This is a genomic window from Streptomyces sp. NPDC014870 (genome assembly GCF_043081505.1).
Classification (GTDB): Bacteria; Actinomycetota; Actinomycetes; order Streptomycetales; family Streptomycetaceae; genus Streptomyces.
The window spans coordinates 376,305-397,263 of sequence record NZ_JBIBWQ010000008.1; the positions used below are offsets into that span (position 1 = coordinate 376,305).

At 69.1% G+C, this 20,959-nt stretch carries 24 protein-coding genes; 23 read left to right on the forward strand and 1 reads right to left on the reverse strand.

The features are described 5' to 3' along the window. Positions 1-7 precede the first annotated feature (7 nt). From ACF09C_RS24390 to ACF09C_RS24400, 3 genes are read left to right on the forward strand one after another with little or no spacing between them, the layout of a single operon-like run. Positions 8-601 (forward strand): hypothetical protein, encoded by a 594-nt coding sequence (locus ACF09C_RS24390; RefSeq protein WP_392094211.1) that lies wholly within the window; start codon positions 8-10, stop codon positions 599-601. A 2-nt stretch (positions 602-603) separates the two neighbouring features. Then, positions 604-1,719 (forward strand): MAB_1171c family putative transporter, encoded by a 1,116-nt coding sequence (locus tag ACF09C_RS24395; protein ID WP_392094212.1) that lies wholly within the window; start codon positions 604-606, stop codon positions 1,717-1,719. Between the two features lie 23 nt (positions 1,720-1,742). Beyond that, positions 1,743-2,927, forward strand: a complete 1,185-nt coding sequence (locus ACF09C_RS24400; RefSeq protein WP_392094214.1) for an amidohydrolase family protein — start codon at positions 1,743-1,745, stop codon at positions 2,925-2,927. A 55-nt stretch (positions 2,928-2,982) separates the two neighbouring features. Here the strand turns inward: ACF09C_RS24400 and ACF09C_RS24405 are convergent, their stop codons facing one another. Further along, positions 2,983-3,825 (reverse strand): helix-turn-helix domain-containing protein, encoded by an 843-nt coding sequence (locus ACF09C_RS24405; RefSeq protein WP_392094215.1) that lies wholly within the window; start codon positions 3,823-3,825, stop codon positions 2,983-2,985. Positions 3,826-4,206: 381 nt separating this feature from the next. On the opposite strand from ACF09C_RS24405, the gene ACF09C_RS24410 reads away from it, so the two are divergent. From ACF09C_RS24410 to ACF09C_RS24505, 20 genes are all read left to right on the forward strand, one after another. Next, positions 4,207-4,518, forward strand: a complete 312-nt coding sequence (locus tag ACF09C_RS24410) for a transcriptional regulator (RefSeq protein ID WP_392094217.1) — start codon at positions 4,207-4,209, stop codon at positions 4,516-4,518. Between the two features lie 8 nt (positions 4,519-4,526). Beyond that, positions 4,527-4,727, forward strand: coding sequence for a hypothetical protein (locus tag ACF09C_RS24415; RefSeq protein WP_392094218.1), 201 nt, complete (start codon positions 4,527-4,529; stop codon positions 4,725-4,727). 99 nt (positions 4,728-4,826) lie between these two features. After that, complete coding sequence (locus tag ACF09C_RS24420; protein ID WP_392094219.1) at positions 4,827-5,414, forward strand: WhiB family transcriptional regulator; 588 nt, start codon at positions 4,827-4,829, stop codon at positions 5,412-5,414. Between the two features lie 57 nt (positions 5,415-5,471). Further along, positions 5,472-5,834 (forward strand): hypothetical protein, encoded by a 363-nt coding sequence (locus ACF09C_RS24425; RefSeq protein WP_392094221.1) that lies wholly within the window; start codon positions 5,472-5,474, stop codon positions 5,832-5,834. A 551-nt stretch (positions 5,835-6,385) separates the two neighbouring features. Next, on the forward strand, positions 6,386-6,691 hold the full coding sequence (locus ACF09C_RS24430; RefSeq protein WP_392094222.1) for a hypothetical protein: 306 nt from the start codon (positions 6,386-6,388) through the stop codon (positions 6,689-6,691). A gap of 86 nt (positions 6,692-6,777) precedes the next feature. Next, a complete protein-coding gene (locus tag ACF09C_RS24435; protein WP_392094224.1) occupies positions 6,778-7,422 on the forward strand; it encodes an ATP-binding protein in 645 nt (214 codons plus the stop codon). Then, on the forward strand, positions 7,422-8,192 hold the full coding sequence (locus tag ACF09C_RS24440) for a DUF6195 family protein (protein ID WP_392094226.1): 771 nt from the start codon (positions 7,422-7,424) through the stop codon (positions 8,190-8,192). The genes ACF09C_RS24435 and ACF09C_RS24440 overlap by 1 nt, the downstream gene beginning before the upstream one ends. Further along, positions 8,192-9,310, forward strand: coding sequence for a DUF2637 domain-containing protein (locus ACF09C_RS24445; protein WP_392094228.1), 1,119 nt, complete (start codon positions 8,192-8,194; stop codon positions 9,308-9,310). The genes ACF09C_RS24440 and ACF09C_RS24445 overlap by 1 nt, the downstream gene beginning before the upstream one ends. A gap of 83 nt (positions 9,311-9,393) precedes the next feature. Next, positions 9,394-9,945: a hypothetical protein gene (locus ACF09C_RS24450; RefSeq protein WP_392094230.1), complete on the forward strand. Its 552-nt coding sequence runs from the start codon at positions 9,394-9,396 to the stop codon at positions 9,943-9,945. 782 nt (positions 9,946-10,727) lie between these two features. Further along, on the forward strand, positions 10,728-10,991 hold the full coding sequence (locus ACF09C_RS24455; RefSeq protein ID WP_392094232.1) for a hypothetical protein: 264 nt from the start codon (positions 10,728-10,730) through the stop codon (positions 10,989-10,991). A 10-nt stretch (positions 10,992-11,001) separates the two neighbouring features. Then, complete coding sequence (locus ACF09C_RS24460) at positions 11,002-11,979, forward strand: NlpC/P60 family protein (protein ID WP_392094234.1); 978 nt, start codon at positions 11,002-11,004, stop codon at positions 11,977-11,979. 49 nt (positions 11,980-12,028) lie between these two features. Beyond that, positions 12,029-12,367, forward strand: a complete 339-nt coding sequence (locus ACF09C_RS24465) for a hypothetical protein (protein WP_392094236.1) — start codon at positions 12,029-12,031, stop codon at positions 12,365-12,367. 213 nt (positions 12,368-12,580) lie between these two features. Beyond that, entirely contained in the window at positions 12,581-13,681 is a 1,101-nt protein-coding gene (locus ACF09C_RS24470; RefSeq protein ID WP_392094238.1) for a hypothetical protein, read from the forward strand. After that, complete coding sequence (locus ACF09C_RS24475; RefSeq protein WP_392094240.1) at positions 13,662-15,299, forward strand: hypothetical protein; 1,638 nt, start codon at positions 13,662-13,664, stop codon at positions 15,297-15,299. The genes ACF09C_RS24470 and ACF09C_RS24475 overlap by 20 nt, the downstream gene beginning before the upstream one ends. Before the next feature lie 6 nt (positions 15,300-15,305). Further along, positions 15,306-16,832, forward strand: a complete 1,527-nt coding sequence (locus ACF09C_RS24480) for an SCO6880 family protein (RefSeq protein WP_392094242.1) — start codon at positions 15,306-15,308, stop codon at positions 16,830-16,832. After that, the gene (locus tag ACF09C_RS24485; RefSeq protein ID WP_392094244.1) at positions 16,829-18,265 is read left to right on the forward strand and encodes an ATP/GTP-binding protein; all 1,437 of its coding nucleotides are present in this window, start codon (positions 16,829-16,831) and stop codon (positions 18,263-18,265) included. The genes ACF09C_RS24480 and ACF09C_RS24485 overlap by 4 nt, the downstream gene beginning before the upstream one ends. A 62-nt stretch (positions 18,266-18,327) precedes the next feature. Beyond that, complete coding sequence (locus tag ACF09C_RS24490; protein WP_392094246.1) at positions 18,328-18,645, forward strand: DUF6238 family protein; 318 nt, start codon at positions 18,328-18,330, stop codon at positions 18,643-18,645. Then, positions 18,645-18,908 carry a hypothetical protein gene (locus ACF09C_RS24495; protein WP_392094248.1) on the forward strand — a complete coding sequence of 88 codons (264 nt, stop codon included), beginning with the start codon at positions 18,645-18,647 and terminating at the stop codon, positions 18,906-18,908. Before ACF09C_RS24490 ends, ACF09C_RS24495 begins: the two co-directional genes overlap by 1 nt. A gap of 41 nt (positions 18,909-18,949) precedes the next feature. Further along, positions 18,950-20,398 (forward strand): type IV secretory system conjugative DNA transfer family protein, encoded by a 1,449-nt coding sequence (locus ACF09C_RS24500; protein WP_392094250.1) that lies wholly within the window; start codon positions 18,950-18,952, stop codon positions 20,396-20,398. Continuing rightward, a complete protein-coding gene (locus tag ACF09C_RS24505; RefSeq protein WP_392094252.1) occupies positions 20,395-20,898 on the forward strand; it encodes a hypothetical protein in 504 nt (167 codons plus the stop codon). The genes ACF09C_RS24500 and ACF09C_RS24505 overlap by 4 nt, the downstream gene beginning before the upstream one ends. The last annotated feature ends 61 nt before the right edge of the window (positions 20,899-20,959 follow it).

Genomic DNA, 20,959 nt, shown 5'->3' on the forward strand with positions numbered 1-20,959 from the left:
CCGGACGGTGGAGAGGGATCTGCACCGGCTGATCCGGCGCGAGCTCCAGGACCTCGGGATCACGCCTCCGCTCGACGTGGACAAGCTCTGCGAGGCGCTCAGCAAGCGGCGGGGACGGCCGCTTTACATGCTGGAGGCTCCCCTGGAGAAGCCGGGGCCGTCGGGGCTCTGGGTCGAGTACGACGACCACGACGTGATCCTCTACCAGTCGGAGACGACCCGCCTGCACCAAGACCACATCCGCCTGCACGAGATCGGGCACATCCTCGTCGCGGAGCACGAGGAGGCCGCAGCGAAAGCCGCGGCTGGGGAACCGACCGAGGACGCACCTGTCGCAGAGGCGGCTGAGGAGACGGCCGAGGAGATGGCCGTCTACGTCGAGGGCTGGGCCAGCATGCTGCCGTGGTTCACCCCTGAGGCGATCAAGCGCGTCGCGCGCCGCCGGTGCTCGTACGACGATGGCGAGGAGTGCTCTGTCGAGCTGGTGGCCACGATCATCCTGGAGTGGTCGTCCGTACTGGACGGCACCACTCCGCTGTCGGACGACCCCGAGGTGCGCCGCGTGGAAGCGGCGCTCGCTGACCGGCGGGGGTGGCTGTAACCGTGGAACCGCTACTCCTGGTGCTGCTGGCTGCTCTCCTGTGGAAGCTCTACCAGCTCAAGCGCTCCCCCGGCGACCGACCGCTGCGAGCGGTGACGCTCTGCCTGGCCTGCGCCGCACTGTCGTACCCGGTGACAATGCCCGGCGGGAGTTCCGGCGTCGACATGGTCGCCGGCCACGGGACGGCAAAGCTGATCCAGAACGTGCTGCTGCTCCTGGCGGTCTACTACCTCATGTGCTTCTACCTCCACTCGGCCTCCGACGGCGAAGCGAGCCGCGTCCGGGCCCGGAACGAAGGAGTGCTCGTCTCGGTCGTCATCGTCGCGATCACGGTGGCGGCCCTGTCGGTGCCCCACGAGGTCTTCGCCGGTTCGTTCAGCACGGCCGACATGACGATTCCGCAGATCGCCTTCTTCTACAGCGGTGCCGGTCTGTACCTGATGTACGCCCTCGCGATGGCGGCCCGGTGGACGCGCCGCTATGCCCGGATGTCTCGGCGCCCGCACTCCACCGGCCTGTGGATGGCGGCGGTGGGTCTGGGCGCGATGGCCGCAGCCTGCGCGATTCGTGCCGTCATCGTCGCGGTCCGCTGGACCGGCGTCGGCATCCCCAAGCCGGTGATGGCACCCGTGGCCTTCCTCCTGGTGGCCTCGATCCTGCTGTTCGCGACCGGGATCACGTACTCGGCAGCGCGGGCCCGGATCTCCTCCCTTCGCCTCTGGCTCCGGCACCGGCGCGACCACAGGCGGCTCGCCCCGCTGTGGGAGTTGCTGAGCGAGGCGTACCCCGAAAACGTACTGCGGCCGGCCTCGCCCGCGGCGCTGGACCGCTGGCGGGCTCGCGGCACCCACCGGCGCTACCACCGCCGCATCGTGGAGTGCCGAGACGGCCTGGTGGACATCAGCCCGCACCTGCTCGATGAGGGGGAGGACGGCAGTCTTCTGGACATCGACGCGAAGGAGCTGGCCGCGCGCCTTCGCCGGGCCTCGGCCCGGATCGGGAAGGGTACCCCCGAAAAGCGGCCGCCCGTGCCCCTGGCCATGGCGCTGGGCAGCGACCGGCAGTCGGATGTGAAACAGCTGATTGCGGTGTCCGACGCACTGCGAGATGCGGCGTGACCCGCAAGGATCAAGGAGACGGAATGCTGATCACCAGCAAGCGGGTGCTGATCGCTTCGGGGCGGTACCTGGAGGACGGCGCGGTGCTCATCGAGGGCGACTCGATCACCGCGGTCGGCCCACGCGAGGAGATCGAGCAGCAGGCCGGCGCCGACGTAGCCCGCTTCGCCTTCGACGGGACGGTGCTGCCGGGGCTGATCGACGCCCACGTTCACCTCGCGTTCGACGGCAGCCCGGACCCGGTGTCGACGCTGGAGAGCTCGACGGACGAGATCCTTTTCGAGGACATGTGCCGCCGGGCCGAGCAGCTTCTGCACAGCGGCGTCACGACCGCCCGTGACCTCGGCGACCGCAACGGCCTCGCGCTGCGACTGGCTGCGGCGATCAGCGAGGGCCACGTTCCCGGGCCGCGGATCGTGTCTGCGGGCACCCCGCTGACGACGGTGGGCGGTCACTGCCACTTCCTCGGCGGCGAGGTCTCTGGCGAGTCTGAGGTGCGCGACTTGGTCCGCCGCAACGTCGCGGCCGGCGCCGGGGTCATCAAGGCCATGGTCACCGGCGGGGGCCTGACCAAGGGCGGCCCGGCCAGCCACGAAAGCCAGTTCACAGCTGACGAACTCGCCGCCCTGGTGGACGAAGCTCACCAGGCGGGCGTGCCGGTGGCCGCGCATGCCCATGGGTCGGATGGCATCGCCGCGGCCGTCACGGCGGGTGTGGACACGATCGAGCACTGCACGTGGATGACGGACCGCGGCCTCGACCTCCGACAGGATGTGCTGGCGGAGATCATCGACCGGCGGATTGCCGTCTGCCCGGCGGTCAGCCCGCACTGGCAGATGCTCCCCCGGATCTTCGGTGAGGAACGGGCCGCCGCGATGTTCGACCTGGTTCGGCAGATGGCCGACGCGGGCGTGCGCCTGGTGGCCGGAACTGACGCCGGCGTGCAGCGCGCCGGGTTCGACGGCTTGGTCCCGGCCCTGGCGTTCTACTCCCACCTGGGCCTGACGAACAGCTCGATCATCGACATGGCGACGAGCGAGGCAGCAGCAGCCCTCGGCCTGGGATCGGTGACCGGGCGCATCGCCCCCGGGTTCCGCGCGGACCTCCTGCTGGTCGAGGGCGATCCGCTCGCTGATCTCGCCGCGCTGAGGAGCATCAAGGCCGTGCTCGCGGCCGGGCAGCGCTACCAGCCGGACGCGGCTGAGTAGGAAGCACACCGTTGTTAGTGCCTGTCCCCCGGCCCTGGCGGCTGCGGGGCAGGCACTACTTCGTGCCGGTGTCCGGGTCGGCCTTCTCCAACTCGGTGGCGAGGTTGTTCAGGATCGACAGGACCCCAGCCGGCAGTCCCTCTGCGCCGATACCTCGGGCCCGGACCCGGCCCACTTTCCCTTGCTTGGCGGCGCCCATCAGCCGGAGTCCTTCGTAGACCTGGCGGGCGACCTCCTCGTCCGGCTCGAAGTACATGCGCGTGACGCCGAAGAACCCGGCCAGTCCCTCAAGGACCACTGGTGCCGCGTCCTCGCTCCGGCCGGTCCGCAGCTTCTCGATCTCAGCGACCGACGTGACCTCGGCCCCCGCGTGGGCGTTCACCGCCGCCGCGATCTCCGCGTCCCCCGGTGCAGTCCCCGCCGGGTAGGAGCGCTCCAGCATCAGCGTGATCTTCTCGGCCAGCGTGCGAGGCGCCTCCTCGGGAGCGGCCTCGACGCTGGCCTCTTCGCCGCCCGAACGCTTCGCAAACGAACGTTCCTGTGCCCGCAGCAACTCATCGGCGGTCACGCCGTAGGCGTCCGCCAGCGGGGGGACGTAGCGGTCCTTGAGACGCCGAACGCCCCCCTCCGCCCCGGCCACAGGGCCGTCACTCTTCATGCCGATGACCGCCGCCGTCTCCTTCCGGTAGAGGCCGGCGTCGCACCGCAGGTCCGTGAGGTCCGGCGGACCACTGCGAGGGAAGAGTTCGTCGAGCGGCTGCCCGAGCACCCGCGCGAGGGCCGGCAGCTTCTCCTGGTCGGGAACCGAGCTGCCCAGCTCCCATCCCGCCACCGTCGAGTCCCCGACCCCGACACCCTGGGCCACGTCGGACTGCGGGATCTCGGCAGCTCGACGCACCGAGCGCACCCGGAGTCGATCGAAGTGACGGGCTGGCATCTGACCTCATTTTTTGCCTGAGCCGAAGAAACCTCGGCACGTTGACTTTTTCAGGGAACTGCGATAGCTTCAGTTTAGCGAAAAACGAGGGGATTCGCACCCCCTCGTCGTCGCCAACACGCCGATCCCGTCCGGGTCCGGCGTGTTTGAGGGGAGGAACCCGCACGCCGCTGGCGTGCGCGCCCTCCCCTCAAAACGCCATCGGCGCCCGTGAGTTCGCACCTCCCGGACGCCAGACAGCCTGTGACCTGCTCCCTTCGCGAGGGCGCGTGGTCACGCACAGCCACTCCGTGCTCCTAGCACGGCATCAACGGAGTGGCGTACCACATAGAGGAGTGTCGCATGACCCCCACTACGGAGCGCAACCCGGAGCAGGACATCGCTTCGGGGCCGGCTGAGCGGCTCGCCGTCCGGCTCGCCGCCATACTGCCCGGCGCCGTCGTCGTCCACGTCCGGCTCCAGGGTCCTCGGACCCTGTGGCCCCACCTGCGACTGACCGCCGTGGACGACCGCGGCCGAACCCTCCGAGTCCCCCGCGCCCGGGCCCTGACGCTCGCGCGGTGGATCATCAGGTCCTTCCCCCACGCGCCGTGGGCGGCGACGGGCCATGCGTTCGACCTCCGGACGGCCACCCTTCGCGGGCTGGAAGCGTGAGGGCGGCCGTGGCTGACGCGGACGACCTCGACGCCTCCATTGACGCCTGGGTGAGCGCACAACTCGACGCCTCTCCGGACTGGGACCACGAGAAGTGGGAGACGCTGGGGAAAATCCTCGACGTCGAATTCTCGATCCCCGGTGAATCGCGCGTCTACAACTTCGCTAAGCCTGTTACCGACATCTCGGTCGACCGCGAAGCCGCGTAACTTGCGCCTCCCCGTTAACGAGAGTTCCAACAGCTCTCGATTCCTTTTCTCGCACCGGGCCGAATACGGCGCTGCGTGCCGCTAGCACCATGAGGCGAAATGAGAACCACAATATCCGACCTCTCTGAGGCGGCTTTGCGGGGCGATTGGAGCCCCCTCATCAGGGAATCCGAGAAGGCCCGGGGGAAGCATTGGGCGGAGAATGCCCGCTGTTCCGGGCGGGATACCGACATGTTCTTTCCCCTCGGGGACGGCCCGCAGTCCGAACCGATGGAAACGGTGGAACGACTGGGCCTCTCCCTGGTCAGGCCACTGAACCTGTGCGCGGCCTGCCCGCTGACGACCGCCGCCCGCTGCCTGGTCGAGTCCTTGCGCAACGACGAGGAATTCGGGATTCGCGGGGGCCTGATCGCCTCGGAACGCTCCGCCCTGCGTGCCAGTTGGCAAAAGCGCATGGACGCGAACGCTGTGGGGCGGGCTCTGCGCGGCTCAACCGCAGCGTTGAGCAAGGCCGAGCGCAACGAGGTGATCGCCCGGTTCTCGGCGGACCGCGCGATGGACGCCGCCGCTGTGGCTCGGGGACTCGGAATCACCCACGAGTACCTGTTGAAACTGGCACGGGCCCACCGGCAGAAGCGCAGGACCGAAATGGCGCCGCCGCCGGCTCGAAGCGCTGACGCCGCCTGACGGCCGCGAGGAAACGATTCTTCCCGCAAGGAATTCCTTGCGACCTGGAGCTTAACCATGTCTCAGAACAATCTCACTGCCGCGACGCGGAGAAGTCTCGGGGATGAAATCAAGATGGTTGCACCCAATGCGGTGCTTGTCCGCATCTTTCCGGTGCGGCGGGGCTTCACCTACCTGTTCGAGCCTGATTTCTACCGCACATTTCTCGACCACAAGACCGAAGAGGGTGTGGCGCGGCTGGTCCGACGGACTTTCGGCAACCTCGCGGACTGGCGGGTCGCCCATGACTTCTACCTTCCGACCGGGGATCTCTACCTCACCCCGGAGCCGCATCAGAAGGGGTACATCCCGGAGGACGACCAGTCCTTCGGCCTCGTACCGGCACGGCGAATAGAGATATCAGACGGGAATTTCGGATGAGCCAGATAGCCACGGAGCTGGTGTGGTCGGAGTCCAAGGCATGCAGGGGCTCGCGGCTCGTCCTGCTCGCTCTCGCCCGGGAGGCGGACGATCAGGGGCAAGCGACCCTGACCCTGGAGGAGATATCGCGGCTGACCGGGCTGACGGTCCGCTCGATCACGACGTGCCTCGGTGACCTGACGTCGCTCGGGGAGCTGAGCCGCGAACGCGGAGGAGGGGCGTCCAACCCCAGCAGGTACTCGATCCTCCTCGTCGGCCAGGCCGGCGGTACGGCGGCGCACGAGGGGACGGAACTTCCTTCTTCGGGCTCAGGTGTACCTCAATCCGGAAGGGACTTCCAAGAGGATTATTCCCCGAAATCCCCTGTGGACCCTTCAAGCTGGAAGTCTCTTCACGGCGATCCGGAAGTTACTTCCTCGCGCGCACGTGGTGGTAATACTCCCTACGGGAGTATTACCACCAACAAGCAAGCTAGCTTTTCTGATTCAAATCTCCGGGAAGTTCCGGCTGGACAAGATTCGGTCGAGGTCCCGGAAGGCGCCCGGGAGCTGGTGGCGGCGATGACCGGGGCCGGGATGATCGTCGGCTGGCGGCTGACCCGAGCGGAATGGGACCGGGTAACAGCCCTCGCGGCCCGATGGGGCCACGACCAGCTGGTCGAGATGGTCGCCCGCCGCTGGAACTCCGAGCGCCCGCCGCTGTCCGCCCGCTACCTGCTCCGCATCTGGGCGGATCTCCCCAACCAGGCCCCGGAACCGGCGGCCCGGACCAACGTCGTCCCGCTGCGGCGGCAGCCCGGAACGTGGGTCCCCTTCCAGAACACCGCCCAGCCCAGCGCCTACCAGAACGGATTTTGATCATGGCCCCCAACCTAGAGCGCGCGGGCAGCGCCGCATCCCTGCGGGCCATGGAACGGATACTCGCAGCGAGAGGGCTACAGGCCGTGCCGCAAGCGATTGACGACGACTCGGCGGAGGAGAACCCGGGACACCGGCAGTGGCACCACCGGGCCCGCGCGGATTACGCCTTGGGCCGCTGGAGCGCCGCGACGCCGCCCCGGTACCGCGACGCCGACGCGAGCCTCCCGGAGGTACAGGCTTGGGCCGATCGGGCTCTGGCCGACAACGCCTCCGCCGGGGCCCTGCTCCTGACCGGCCAGACCGGCACGGGCAAGACGCACGAGGCGTACGGCGCGCTGAGGAGGATCGCGGCCGGCGGCCCGGACCGGTTCGAAGTGATCACCGTGAACAGCGCCGACATGTACGGCAGGCTGCGGCCCTCGCAGGTTATGGGTGCGGCCGAGCGGGAGCTTCGGCGGCTCAGCGAGGTGCAGTACCTGCTGCTGGACGACCTCGGCACGGCGAAGGCGTCGGAATGGGTGGAGGAGGTGACGTACCGCCTCATCAATTACCGGTACAACCACTGCCTCCCGACCGTCATCACGTCCAACCTGCCCGCGCGGGACGAGAGCGGGCCGGACGTGACCGACTTCGTCGGGGCCCGTGTGGCGAGCCGACTGGCCGAGATGGTGACCAGCCTGGTCCCGATGGTCGGTGCGGACCGTCGGCGCGGCGGGAGGGCGGCCTGATGCCCGTTCGTCTGCAAGGAGCGGCACCGGACGCCGCCCTGTCCACAGCCTGTGCATACGTCGGGCCCCTCAGCCCGTACGCGAACCCGTTCACGGCAGGGGACCGAAGCCCGTCATCGGCCGGGCCCCCGATGGGCGCGGAGGAAGCGGTGGACCTGTTCGCCGCGACGCTCCGGGGGCCGGTCGGCCGCTGCTACGCGGACGAGTTCGCCCGCGCGCTCCGCGGCCTGGACCTCATGTGCACCTGCCCCCTCGACGTGCCGTGCCACGCGGACGTCCTGCTCCGTCTCGCCGACGCCCCCGGCGACGGCGACACGATCTCCACCAGCAACTCCATGGAAGGCCCCGCGATGCCCCACCCGATCATGGTCTCTGCGGCCGAACACCTCACGGCCGGCGAGAAGCGGCGCACCGCTGCTCGGGAAGACGCCTTCCGCAACTGGGGTCCCCGGTCCACCAAGGCGGCGGCCCACTTCGCCCACCAGCTCCTCGGCGCGGAGGCGGTCACGCTGGAGTGGCAGACGCTGGGTCTCTTGTCCTTCGAAGAGCACCTCCAGGCGTTCGCCCCGCTCGACACCACCGGCGGCCAGCACCTGGAGCTGTACTACTCCGACCAGGGCGGCACGGAGTCCATCACGCTACGGGTGTCCTGCATGAGCTGCCCCAGCCAGCACGTGCACCAGGTGACCTCCCTGGAGCAGCTCGGGCAGTTGCTCTCGCAGACCCCGGCATGGCAGGACATCAGCCCGCGTGACGGTGGCACCCTCTGATGTCATACGCGCACATAGACACGGCAGCGGGAACCGACCGGCAGGAGAGCTACAGCCTGCACGAAATGACGGCCTGGGACCGCAGTGCGATCATCCTGCTCGGCGCGGCCGGCTTCGCCTTCTCGTACGACGCACTGCGTCAGATCGCCCTCGCGATCCACGCCAGGGAGACCTTGTCCTACCTGTTCCCGGTGTTCATCGACGGGTTCATTGCCTACGGCGTGCGGGCGATCGTGCTCCTTCGGCACCAGCGGTTCGCCGCGCGGCTCTACGCCTGGTTCCTGTTCCTCGCGGCGACCGGGGCGAGCCTCGGCGCGAACGCTCTGCACGCCATCACGTTGAACGATTCTCCGCAGGCCGGACGGTCCGCGCTGCACCTCACGGACAGCGTCGTCGGGGTGTTGTCGATGCTCGCGCCGCTCGCGCTGGCGGGATCGGTCCACCTCTACATCCTGATGGCGCGGACGGCTGAGCGATCGGTCCCGGACCGGGCTGAAACCCGTCCCGGACCAGTCCGCGAGACGTCTCCGACGCTCGAACGCGTCCCAGTCCAGCCCGGTCCTCGTCCGGTGGAAGCACCGGCGTCAATGCCTCCACGGCCGCTGACGGGCGGTCCGTCCGCTCAGCAGGACGCCGCCGCAGCACCCGTTGACCTGCGGAAAGCCGAGCCCCGACCCAAGCAAGAACCGCGTGCCGATGACGCTGCCGCCCACCCGTCCGCGGAAGCGGACGGAGCGGTGAGCGAGGGCAAGAGCGCGGGCGGACCGGACGGCGGCCCTGCGGACGGCGCGCCGTCCACGGCAGCTCCGGAGAGCAAGGAATCCGCTGCGCCCACGGCGGTCCGCACCCCCGCGGACGGGGAAAAGCCGTCCGTCCCGGACGATGCGGATTGCCCCCAGGATCGGGAGGCGGACGACGACTGGTTGGCAGAGCTGCTGCCGATTGCGCGGGCCGCCACCGAGCGGGCCGGACGGACCAGTCGTGAGGTTGTCGGGGACGCCGTCCGCAAGCACCAGGCGATCAGCAACGACCGTCTTGGCGTGCTGCTGGCCCGGCTGAAGGAAGAGGATGAAGAGGCGGCGAAGGCACCCGCTGCCGCCTCCAGCGCCCTGTGGTGATCTCATCTCATGACGGGCCCGGGGCCTCTGCGGCTCACGCCGTACAGACCCCGGCCGGTCAGCTTGATCAGGAAGGAAAGACGATGTGGTCTCGCCCACGCGACCGGGCGGAGGACGCCGCCCGCGCCGATGCCGTGCAGGCAGCGTCCGCCCTCGCGGCTCACCTCCAGGGCGGGGGCGGTCTTGTGCCGATCCAGGCGGACGGCCTTGTCCTGGCGGCTGGTGAGGTCGCCTTCGCGGACGTGGCGTGCTCCGCCGCCCGCTTCTACGGGGCAGAGGTCGACTACCCGACCTCGGCCACCGGCTATTTCGAGAACCACCCGACCTTCGGCCGGCGGTGGGTAAGCAACGGTCGCCTCGACGCCCGTCGACGGCAGGAAGCGGAGGACGCCGCCCTTCCCCAGTGGCGCGATCACACCGGCGCCCGGGTGGTCCTCACCTCGGCCGGGGTACGGCTCCTGCCGCTGGGAGCTCACGAGTGGATGCCCTTCGACCACGCCCTCCTGACCGGAGTCACCGCTGAACCGCCCACCGTCGTGCTCTCGTACAGCACGTGCGCGCCCCTGCTCCTGGCCGGCCCGGCCGCGCCGTGGCTCGGCGTGGCGATCGAGCACCTGCGCCACGGGGCCGCATAGGGCCCACAAGCCTCCCGCCAAGCGAAAGCCGGAACTTAATTCCAGGAATTGAGTTCCGGCTTTTTTCGTGATTCGAGTTGTCCGCGAACCCCTGCAAGGATTCAGGCACGGCCAACGCCACGAGGCATTTTTCGGCCGTGGAGGTCTGTTCACGATCTCGTCCGAATCGCGGAAGGGGCTGATGGCCTTGATATGAGTAACGCGCCCGGCAGCTCAACCGTTTCGCAGACGCGAAACACGATCGACCTCTTCCGCAGATGAGACAGGCAGATAGAGCTATACGCTCCGGCCTGCTTTGCGATTTCCCCGGCATTCGCCGGTAAAGCCCGCAGGAGGAATCCCCTTCTTCCTGCGAAGGAGCGGCGCGACCCCCAGCCCCCGCGGGGCCGCGCCGCTCGCACTTCCGAAATCTCTTGCACCAAGGTTGTGGATCCCGCATGCCTCGATACACCCGTTTCATACCTATTTCAGCCACAATAGGCTTGGCTGGCTCCCTGGTTCTCCTGTCGGCCGGCTGCTCCAGCTCGAACAGCGGCACGTCCGCGGCCTCGACCGCGTCCCCGCAGCCGCGCTCCGTTTCGGCGGGCATCCCCGATACGGCTCCGCCGCACAGCGGCACCACCGCCTCCCCGTCAACAACCCGTCTGCCGACAGAGGTTGAGCGGACGGCTCGGGCCTTCGCTACGGCCTACGCGGAACACGACGCCCGCGACGGAGGCGACCATTCGTACGCGGATGCCGGCGCTCGGGCTGCCCGGCTCGCCTCGGGAGAACTCGCTGGCGTGCTTGCCCAGAAGCGGCCGAGCCAGGACACCGCCTGGGCCGCCCTGCGGGCCGAGAAGGCACATCAGACAGCAAGGATCACGTCAGCCGCCGTCCCCGACGGTGCACCTGCGGCCACGGCCTCCTCCGCTCTCGTCCGGGTGAGCTACACCCTCACGACGACCCCGAAGTCCGGGCGCGCACGCAGCAGTAGCGAACAGCTCGCGCTCCGCCTGGAGCACACCTCCGAGGGCTGGCGCGTCACCGCCTTGCCCTGGGCGTGACGGGGCCGCGATGAACAAGGGCACGCAAGCTGGCCTGGGACTCGTCTCGGCCGGACTCATCACTGGTGTCGCCATGCTGACCACGTTCGGAGGGGCCGACAGCGCCTCGGCGCAGGAAGCCGGTCCGGGCGGGGGCATCAAGACGAACGCGCCCGTACCGGGCTGGGTACGCGAGTTGATCAACAAGCACGCGGGAGAGTGCCCACAAGTCACAGCTTCGCTCCTGGCGGCTCAGCTCTACATCGAAAGCAAATTCAACTCCGGTGCGACGTCACCCGTCGGCGCCCTCGGCATCGCGCAATTCATGCCAGGGACCTGGGCTCAGCACGGCAGGGACGGCGACGGCGACGGGGTCAAGGACGTCCGGAACCCTGCCGACGCCGTCGCCGCGCAGGCCGCGTACGACTGCACCTTGGCCAAAGAGGTCAAGAAGGTGCCGGGCGACTCGACTGACAACATGCTGGCCGCTTACAACGCGGGCGGCGGCGCGGTGATCAAGTACGGCGGCATCCCGCCGTATTCCGAGACCCGTAAGTACGTGCGCAACATCCGCGCGCTGGCCTCGGAATGGGCCGACGCCGTCAGCCCGGACGCACCTACCGGCAAGGGTGCCGCCCGCGCGATCTCGGCCGCGAAGACGGCCCTGGGCACCTGGTACCGCTGGGGCGGCAGCTGTGTCATGCCGTACGAGGGCGCGGGCGGCTGCGACTGCTCCTCGCTCACCAAGATGGCCTGGTCAGCGGCAGGAGTAAACCTGCCGCGCACCACGTACGACCAGGTCCACGCAGGGACCGCCCTCAAGGCCATCTCCCAACTCGTTCCGGGCGACTTGCTGTTCACCGTTCCCGGCAGCGCCGGGCCTGAGCACGTCGGCATGTACATCGGCGGCGGCCAGGTCATCGACGCCCCGCGCACCGGGGCTCAGGTGCGGATCAAGCCGCTCAGCTATTGGAAGCCGCAGATCATCGCGATGCGGCACGTCGGCTAATCACGCCAAAACATCCCAAACAAACACCTACAGCACCAAGGGGCCGAAAATGCACAACCTCCTGTCTGCCGCTGCCGATCCTTCCCTGCACGCGACCCTCGCCGCCGGTGCCGATGTCGTGTCCGGTGTGAAGCCGGACTGGGGCCCCTTCGGGAAGCTCGGCGGCACGGCGAAGGTGATCCTCGGCGTCATCGCGGCCGTCGTCCTCGTCGTCGGCGCCGGCGCCTTCCTGGCCGGTGTCGGCAAGTCGAAGGGCTGGTTCGGCGAGGGCCACTCCACGATGGACAGCTCGCGCGGCAAGGGGATGATGGTCGGCGGTCTGACCTGCGTCTTCCTCGTGGCTAGCTTCGGCACCATCTTCGCCATCACGTACGGCATGGGTGTGTGATCCATGCCTATCCGATCTCGGAGGAACGTTTCCTCCTCGAAAGCCAGCGGAGTGCGCCGCTCGTCGGCCAAGCTCTGGGGCATCGCGGCCGGCGGCGCGGCAGTCGTCACGGCTGCCGGGGTGGTCGTCAGCATGACGACAGGCACCCCTCCGGCCACGGCACCCTCCGCGTCAGCACCCTCTCACTCAGCTCCGCAGGCGAGCGGCGAAGGCGTGCGCGAGCTGCACGGCGTCCCTGTCGGCTACCCGCACACTCGATCCGGTGCCAAGGCGGCGGCGGCCAACTACACGACCATCGCGGGCAGCTCCCGGTTTCTCACGGACAAGGACGCTCGGCACCGTGCGGTGGCCGTCATGGCGGCCAAGGACACGGCCGGAACCGTGGTGAAGAAGGCCGACCACGCGGCGGAGAACGCGGTCGGCTCACTGCGAGGCGACACCTCCAAGGTCTCCGCCGAGAAGGCCATCACCCGTACCGGGGTCCTGTCGGCTCACGTCCTGGGCTTCGACGCCCACGGCTCGATGGTGCGGCTGTGGACCACGACGGTTCGCGGCAGCGCGGCCGGGCACGCGACACCGAAGACGGGTTTCCAGTCGGTGACGGTGACGCTCACCTGGGAGGACAACGACTGGAAGCTGAAGGACAGCTCGGCCTCAACGGGGCTGGTCGCTCCGATCGACGTGCGGCAGGCGTCCAACGTGCCGGCCGACTTCTCGGACTACGCCCCGGGCGCTGCAGAAGACCCCGTGCTGAGCGGCTCCGAAGACCGAAGCGGATTCCCGGCCCCGTACGGACACAACGAGCGCGGCGCGCGTGCCGCCGCCGTCAGCGCCACCATGCTCTACGGCGACCCCCGGTTCTTCACCGATGAGGACTGGCGGCACCGGATGCTGGCGGCCACCGCCGCTTCGAGCGTGCTGCACTCGGTCACCTCGGACACAGACTCGACGGCTCGTCTGGTCATGGAGAACCGCGGGGTCGGCGCGGACGGGACGACCGCCGACGGCAGCGAACTGATCACGCGGACTGCGGCGCTCGCCACCCGCTCGATCTCCTACTCCGACCAGGCCGCGAGCATCGAGCTTTGGACGGCGTCGGTGGGCGGCGTCGCGGGGAAGGACGAGACGCAGCGCCCGCAGGTCGCCTTCCTGCGGATGACCGTGGATCTGGTCTGGGAAGACGGCACCTGGAAGACGACGGCCGTCACGCCGTCCGAACCGCTCGTACCGTCGCCGCCGGCCATGCAGGAGGCTGACCCGGCGAACAGCTTCGCGGACGTGGGGGGTGCCAGCAATGCGCCTGCGACTGCGTGACGACGCCCCTGGCCTGCTGACCGTCGAGCGGGGAACGCCGGGCCGCTGGCGCCGCCGCCTCCAGGCGGTGGCCATGGTCAACGTGATCATCGGGTTCGTGTTCGTGCCCTCGGCGGTGGCCAACCCCTTCTGCTACATCCCGATGGTGTGCGAGGCGAAGGCGGCCATCGACTTCGTCAAAGACCCGCTGGGGTTCCTGCTCCAGAAGCTCACTGAGGCCAACATCTGGTTCCTGCGCAAGATGCTGGAACTGATCCAGAACACGACGAAGATCGACCTGACGAGTCCCGGCTTCCTGAAGCAGTACGCGATCATTTTCGCGGCCTCCAGCCTGCTCACCGTCGCCTTGTGGCTGATCGCCGTGGCCAAGCGGGCGGTCCGCGGAGTCGCCGTGACCACCGCCGTGTCCGAGGCGATCGGCTTCCTGCTCCTCCAGTTCGTGGTCAACGCCATGACGCCGGGCGCAATCGCACTTCTGATGAAAGCCATTGACGAAGTCACGGCCATCTTCGAGCCGTACGCGACGAGCAACTTCAAGCCGTTCCTGGAGAACATCCTCAAGGTCATGGCATCCAACCCCACGGAGGGCGTGGGACAGCTGCTGGTCGTCAACCTCATCATGATGTGCGGCGCCCTACTGATGTGGATCGAGCTGCTAATCCGCAGCGCGGCCATCTACGTGGCCGTCGCGCTCGGGCCGATCGTCAACGCCGGGCTGGTCGACCGCGACCTGTGGGGCAAGTCGAAGAAGTGGTTCGGCGCCATCTTCGCCATCGGCCTGAGTAAACCGATCTTGTTCGCCCTGCTGGGCCTCGGCGGCGCGATCCTCAGCGACACCTCGGGGAGCATGTCCGACGCGGTCTCCAAGACCCTGGTCGGCGCGTTGATCCTTCTGCTCGCCGTCTTCGCGTCCGCCACGCTCTACAAGTGGGTGCCCGCCTTCGGCGACGAGATGGCCAGCCTCCACCACGACCGCAAGAGCGCACAGTCCTCCGGCCCGGCCGCAGCGGTCGACGGCCCCGCCCAGCACGCCAACAGGGCCATGGGCGCTCGTGTCCAGGACTCATTGGTCGGCGGCTCCAAGACCGCTGGCGCCAAGACTGCCGGTGTCAAGATGGGCGGCGGAACTGCTGTGGCCGGACCGGTCGCGGCAGGGGCCGCCGTTGCCAAGGCCGGCGTCGACATGGCGAAGAACAAGGCCACCAGTTCCCCGGGTGCGCAGGGCACCGCCGCCGCGGGCGGCGGCAAGCCCGAACAACCCGAAGGCCAACAGGGCGGCGACGAGACCACCGGTACGTCCGGTGCACCGGCCGCCGCTCGTCCACAGGGAGCGACCTCCGACCCGGTCGTCAGCTCTTCTCCGGACTGGTCCTCGGCCGGTGGCCACGCCTCGGCCGGACGCCCACCGGGAGCCAACGGGCCACCGAGCACGGCACAGCCGCCCTCCCCGCCGTCAACCGGCTCGGGGACCTCGGCCCCGATGCCGCCCGTATCTCCCTCGTCTCCCTCCTCCGCATCAGGAACCGCCTCGGGCTCCGGGCCTTCCGTCACGCCCCCGCCGCCGTCGCGGCCCCCGGGCGGCCAGGCCGGACGACCGAACCCCAGCAAGGATCAGTGACCCTTCATGTCGACTCGTACGTATCAGTTCGGAAAGCACCGCCCCACAGGGCTGGTAGGCCGCCGCGACCTCGGCGAACAGGTCGTCCTCGGCGGCGGCGCCGTCACCGGCATCCTGCTCGGATACCTCTTCAACGGCGTGACGGCCATCGCCGCGACATGCCTGTTCCTGCCGATCCTGCTGGCCCTGGTCATCGTGTACGCCCCGTACCGGCCCAAGGGCACCGCCCAGCGGCGCACGCTCTACCGCTGGTGGCGGATCAACCGCTACCACCGCAAGGCACTCCGCCGCACCGGCGGCGTGTGGGTGTCCCCGGCCGTCGAGGCCGGCGTACGCCGAAACGGCACCCCGCCGGACGAGGCCCTGGTGGAGCCGGAAGGCATCGTCGGCATGACGTGGGTGCCGGTCACGGTCCGCGGGCAGCAGGCCGTCGTGGTCCTCCAGCCGGAGGCCGGGTGCGTCACGGCCACGCTGGAGATCGCCTCGCCTGGCCTCGGCGGCAAGGAAGTCGGGGAGCAGGTTGTGGCCTTGGAACGCTGGGGTGAACTCCTCGACGCCTTCGGCAACGTGGAAGAGCACCCCGTGAAGCGGATTCAGGTCCTCGCTCGGCAGATGAAGTCGGACCCCTACGCCCACCAGCGGTTCATCGCGCATCGCGACGAGTCGGCCGCGACGTCGAACGCGCCGCAGTGGCTGAAGGACTCGTACAGCGTGCTGGCCGACGCCGTGTCCACCAGCGCGGAGGAACACCGCTACTACATCACCATCCACGCTCGGTTCACCCGCGACCTAGCGGCCGAGGGCGCCGCCCGCGGCACCGGTGACGAAGGGATCGCCGCCGCGATGGCCGCGTACCTGGATGAGCTGTGGTCCCGCGCGGAGGACGCCGACCTGTCCGTGATCGCGCCCCTGGACGAAGGCCGGATGACCGCATTCATCCGCAATTCCTACGACCCTGACCACGCCATCTGGGACACCGGCCTCCGACGGGCAAACGCCTTCCCTCGCAACGTCGACGTCCGCGACGGCGCCCACGTCGCCACCCGCGCGGCAGGCTCCACCGAAAGCTGGTACCACGCCACGGCCGCCGTCGTGGGATGGCCTACCACCCCCGTCGGCCCCGATTTCCTCTCGCCCCTGCTCATCGGAATGCCTGACGTCATCCGCACCATCTCGATCACGCAGCAGCTCGAACCCAACGACAAGGCCGTGGAACGGATGCTCGCGGAGGACACGAACAACCAGGCCGAGATGGACCGCGACCGTAAGCGCGGCAAGAACATCGACCCGCGCGACCAGATCGCCGCCACCGCGACCGGATCACGCGGCATGACCCTGGCCTCCTCGGGCGCGGCCGGCTCGGCCGTCGTCGGCTACGTCACCATCTCCTCGCGCAGCGCCGAAGAGCTGGAGCGCACCAAGCGCACCACCGCCTCCCGCGCCCGCAACGCGCACCTGCGGATCGAATGGCTCGACCTCGAACACGCCCGCGCCTTCGCCACGACCCTGCCCCTCGCCGGAGGCATCAAGTGACAGACCTCCTCGACCTCGCCCCGCTGTCGCCGATGCACGAGACCGTGCGCCGTCCCCTCTACACCGAGACGACCACCAGCCAGGCCCTGTATCTGCCCATCGCACCGCCCACCCTCGGCACCGCGGGCGCCATCATCGGCCGGGAGCTCTACAGCGGGAAAGCCTTCATCTACTGCCCTTTCAGCGCCTTCGGCGATGGGTTGCCTGGCGGCAACATGATCGTCATGGGCGACACGGGACGAGGAAAGTCGGCCTTGACCAAGACCTACGCGGCCCGACAGATCCGCCTCGGCCGTCAGGTCGTCGTCCTCGACACCAAGGAACAGAAGGAGCGCGAAGAAGGAGAGTGGGCCGCGCTCGGCCGCTCGCTCACCGGCAAGGCCCCGGTGAAGTTCGCCCCCGGCGGGGGCCGCGGTGCCTCGTGCATCAACCCGATGGACCCCGCCATCGCGGGCAAGCGGCAAGTCGAGCTGGTGCGCACGATCGTGGAACTCGGCCTCGGCAAGAACCTGGACGAGTTCGCCGGCTCCGCGCTCCGCATCGCGATCCGCCGGGCCCACCAGCGGGCGGGAGACCACGGCCGCACCCCGGTCCTGGCCGACGTCGCCGCCGCCCTTCGGGCCCCGGAGGAGTCCGACGCGACGGCCAAGCAGCGGACGCGGGACGAACTCCTCGGGGACGGCCTGGAGGCGTCTTACGTCCTGGACCGGCTCTGCGGCAGTGAGCAGGACGCGACCGGCGACCTCACGGGCATGCTCGACGGCCCGACCACCCTGGGCGTGGACCTGGACGCCGACATGATCGTCTTTGACCTGACCAAGGTTCCGTCCGGCGGCGTCGCCATGACCATCCTCGTCGCCGTGATCTCGGTCTTCCTCGAAGAGGTGTGGCTTCGCCCGCTGTGCGAGTGCGGGACGGAACCGGGGCAGCACGACCGCGTCGTGGTCGACGCGAACTCCGGAGCCTGGGAGCTGGGGCCGAACTCCGGCTCTGGCTGCCGCCGCTACACGCAGCGCAAGCGCATCCTCGTCTGCGAGGAGGCGTGGCACATCCTCGGAACACCCCAACTCGCTTCACTGCTGGAGAAGTTCCTCAAGTTCGCGCGTGGGTACGGCCTCTCCTGCATCTTCATCGTCCATCACCTCTCGGACATCGACGACAGCCCGGAGACCCAAGCGGCTCTGAAGATGGCCGACACCATCGTGATCTACAGCCAGAAGAAGGCCGAGGCGGAAGCGACGGTGGCCCGGCTGGGCCTGCCGTCCTGGACGGCCGAGCACATCATGCGCCTGCGCCGCGGGATCGCGCTGTGGAAGGTCGGCGAGGTGATCTACCCCGGCGTTCAGCACCTCTTGGTGGAGGCCGAGCAGCACCTGTGCTTCTCCTCCGGCTCGATGTCCGATCTGACCACCACTGCGGCGGACGCCGCATGAGCGGGTACCGCCACATCTCCGCCGCCGATCCCTTCCGCGCAGATTCGGAACGAGCCTCCTCCATGACCGTCGCCACCCACACCACACTGCCCGCCGCCGAACGCGCGGTGCGACAGGACATCGACCAGCTGCACGCCGATGCGCTCGACCTCGCCCGCCGCACGAAGGAACTGGCCGTCGTCCTGGACCACGGCGACTACTCCGCCGCCGGAGGACGCGTACGGACGGCCGTCTCCCACATCTGGCGGGCCGCCGAGGACCTGCACAGCGCCTTCCACACCGCGCCCCCGCGCTGTGCTGGGCCCGACGCGTCGATGTCGCGGCTGTGCGGCCGGCGGATGCGCTACCTGGCGGCCCGCGTCGCGCGGAAGGCCGGGTAATGGACATCCTTCCCGGCGGAATCTCTCTGGCCCTGTACGCCGTGACGGCCGTGTGCGCGGTCACCCTGGTGGCGCTCTGGTTCCTGCTGAACCGCGGACGGCGCAACGCCGGATTCGCGAGCAAGGGACAGCTCAAGCGTCAGATGTCGGCCAAGGCGGTCCTGAGGGCCACGGAGATTCGGCCTTCCCTCACCAGCGACGACGGCCGCCCCAGCCGCGCGTCATCAGTGAGCTTCGCAAAGGACCGTTCCTCCGCTCGCTGACCTTCCCTCTCCTCGTCGCCCACTTCGTTCCGGAGTACGTCATGCACCACCCTCTCGATCCTCACGATTTCGGTTACTCGCTGGGCACCTCGCAACGTCCGAAGGGCGTCGAGCTGTGGTCGCGTGCCGACAAGGCATGCCGGGTCATCGGTCCGATGGGCAGCGGAAAGACTCTGCGGTTCTTCGCCCCGCTCGTCCGCGGCTGGGCCGGGCCGGTCCTGGCCACCTCGACCAAGCCCGATCTGGTCGAACTGACCCTCGACGCGCGGCGGCGGGAGGGCCGCCCTGTGGCGGTCTTCGACCCGCAGAACATCGCTCCGAGCCTCCCGCGCTTCCGGTGGACGCCGATCAACGGCGCAGCCGACACGGAGGTGGCGATGATGCGCGGGAAGGCGTTCGTCGCGGGCTCGCGCACCTCCAACGGTGCGGCGCAGTCCAGCGAGGGCGCCGCCTTCTACAAGGGGCAGGCTTCCAAGATCCTCGCTGCCTTCTTCCATGCCGCCGCCCTGGACGGCGCCTCCCTCGACTGGGTGCTGCGGTGGGCCCGCAAGCTGACCGACCCCACTCCGCTCGGAATCCTCAACGCTCACCCGGGCGCCGGCCCCGGCTGGGCGGACATGCTCCGCACGGCCACCACGGGCGATAGCCGCACCGTCGGCAACACCGCATCGACCCTTGATGCGGCTCTCGAACCCTTCATGCACCAGTCTGTGATCAACGCCCTTCAGGGAGACGGCGAGGACGCCACGGACTTCGGCGCGTTCCTCGACGCCGGCGGCACCCTCTACCTTCTCGGTAAGGACTCGGAGGTGAACAGCGTTGCGCCGCTGACCACCGCGATAGCCGAAGACCTTCTGGACCTCGCGGAGGCGCACGCTCTCGCCTCCCCGGCCGGGCGGCTCGACCCCGCTCTCCTCGCGGCCCTGGACGAGGCGCCGAACATCGCGCCCATCCCCTCCCTTCGCCAACGGGTCGCCGACGGCCGGGGCCGTGGCATCACGGTCGTCTACGGCCTCCAGGCGTGGGCGTCAGCTCGTGCCCGCTTCGGCGAGGACACCGCCAAGGAGCTGGCGGCCTTCACCAACAACGTCATCGTCCTGCCCGGGGACAAGGACCCCGACTTCCTGAAGGACATGTCCGACCTGTGCGGTCAGGTCGAGCGAGAGCGCACAACGAAGACCACGTCCGGCGGGGACCGCGGCGGCTACTCCACGGCCACGCACATGGCGCTCGAACCCGTCCTTCGAGGAGACGAGATCAGGAGCCTGGCCGAGGGGCACGCCCTGGTCCTCGCGGACAATCTCCCGCCGATCGTCACCCGGCTCGACGGCATGTGGACCTGGGACTCCTGGTCCGAGATCGAGGGTCACGTCCGGGACCTGCGGGCCGCCAACGAAGCCGAGAGGACACGACGAGCCACCGAGAAGAAGAACCAGGCCAAGGCCCACGCGGCGGCGTGGGCCGGCCGTGAAGGATCGGCAGCCGCATGACCGAGACCCTGACCCGCTTCGATCCCTTCCCCGAGCCGCCTGCCCTGATCCTGGAGTACATCGCGGAGCGGAGCACGGGGGAGTCCGTGGCCGCTGACGGTCCCTCCCCGTGGGACCTCGGCGCCCTGTCCGCCGAGTTGATCGAGCCGATGCCGGCGTGGCTCGACTCCGTGTGCCGCTGGCTGAACGGGCGGTACGCCTGGCAGCCGCAGGATGTGATCCCGCCCTGCTGGGCGAAGCACGAGGGTCTGGCATACGAGATCGCGGCCCTGGCCTTCGCCAGGGGAGACGCGTATACGGAGGCGGGCTCGTCCGTGATCTGGCACGAGCAGTACGACCGCTTCCTCGCCCGGATGAACAAGTCGTTGGGAAAGGCAGGCGACGAATGCCGTGTCGGCAAGCACGACGACCGTCCGGCGCGTTTCCAGCTCGCGGCCTGGCCCACGGCCAAGGGCGAGGAGACGGGGCCTGCGGAACGAGTCGAGGAGATGGCCGGATGATGACGGACCCGAACGTGGTCTTCTCGACCGACCCTCGTCACGGACTGGTGGCGCGAAGCGG

What these genes read in the sequence shown, in the direction of transcription:
- ACF09C_RS24400 (WP_392094214.1), top strand. Translation starts at nt 1,743, where the DNA reads ATGCTGATCACCAGCAAGCGGGTGCTGATCGCTTCGGGGCGGTACCTG.
- ACF09C_RS24410 (WP_392094217.1), top strand. Translation starts at nt 4,207, where the DNA reads ATGACCCCCACTACGGAGCGCAACCCGGAGCAGGACATCGCTTCGGGG.
- ACF09C_RS24420 (WP_392094219.1), top strand. Translation starts at nt 4,827, where the DNA reads ATGAGAACCACAATATCCGACCTCTCTGAGGCGGCTTTGCGGGGCGAT.
- ACF09C_RS24425 (WP_392094221.1), top strand. Translation starts at nt 5,472, where the DNA reads ATGTCTCAGAACAATCTCACTGCCGCGACGCGGAGAAGTCTCGGGGAT.
- ACF09C_RS24440 (WP_392094226.1), top strand. Translation starts at nt 7,422, where the DNA reads ATGCCCGTTCGTCTGCAAGGAGCGGCACCGGACGCCGCCCTGTCCACA.
- ACF09C_RS24445 (WP_392094228.1), top strand. Translation starts at nt 8,192, where the DNA reads ATGTCATACGCGCACATAGACACGGCAGCGGGAACCGACCGGCAGGAG.
- ACF09C_RS24450 (WP_392094230.1), top strand. Translation starts at nt 9,394, where the DNA reads ATGTGGTCTCGCCCACGCGACCGGGCGGAGGACGCCGCCCGCGCCGAT.
- ACF09C_RS24460 (WP_392094234.1), top strand. Translation starts at nt 11,002, where the DNA reads ATGAACAAGGGCACGCAAGCTGGCCTGGGACTCGTCTCGGCCGGACTC.
- ACF09C_RS24465 (WP_392094236.1), top strand. Translation starts at nt 12,029, where the DNA reads ATGCACAACCTCCTGTCTGCCGCTGCCGATCCTTCCCTGCACGCGACC.
- ACF09C_RS24475 (WP_392094240.1), top strand. Translation starts at nt 13,662, where the DNA reads ATGCGCCTGCGACTGCGTGACGACGCCCCTGGCCTGCTGACCGTCGAG.
- ACF09C_RS24480 (WP_392094242.1), top strand. Translation starts at nt 15,306, where the DNA reads ATGTCGACTCGTACGTATCAGTTCGGAAAGCACCGCCCCACAGGGCTG.
- ACF09C_RS24490 (WP_392094246.1), top strand. Translation starts at nt 18,328, where the DNA reads ATGACCGTCGCCACCCACACCACACTGCCCGCCGCCGAACGCGCGGTG.
- ACF09C_RS24495 (WP_392094248.1), top strand. Translation starts at nt 18,645, where the DNA reads ATGGACATCCTTCCCGGCGGAATCTCTCTGGCCCTGTACGCCGTGACG.
- ACF09C_RS24500 (WP_392094250.1), top strand. Translation starts at nt 18,950, where the DNA reads ATGCACCACCCTCTCGATCCTCACGATTTCGGTTACTCGCTGGGCACC.
- ACF09C_RS24505 (WP_392094252.1), top strand. Translation starts at nt 20,395, where the DNA reads ATGACCGAGACCCTGACCCGCTTCGATCCCTTCCCCGAGCCGCCTGCC.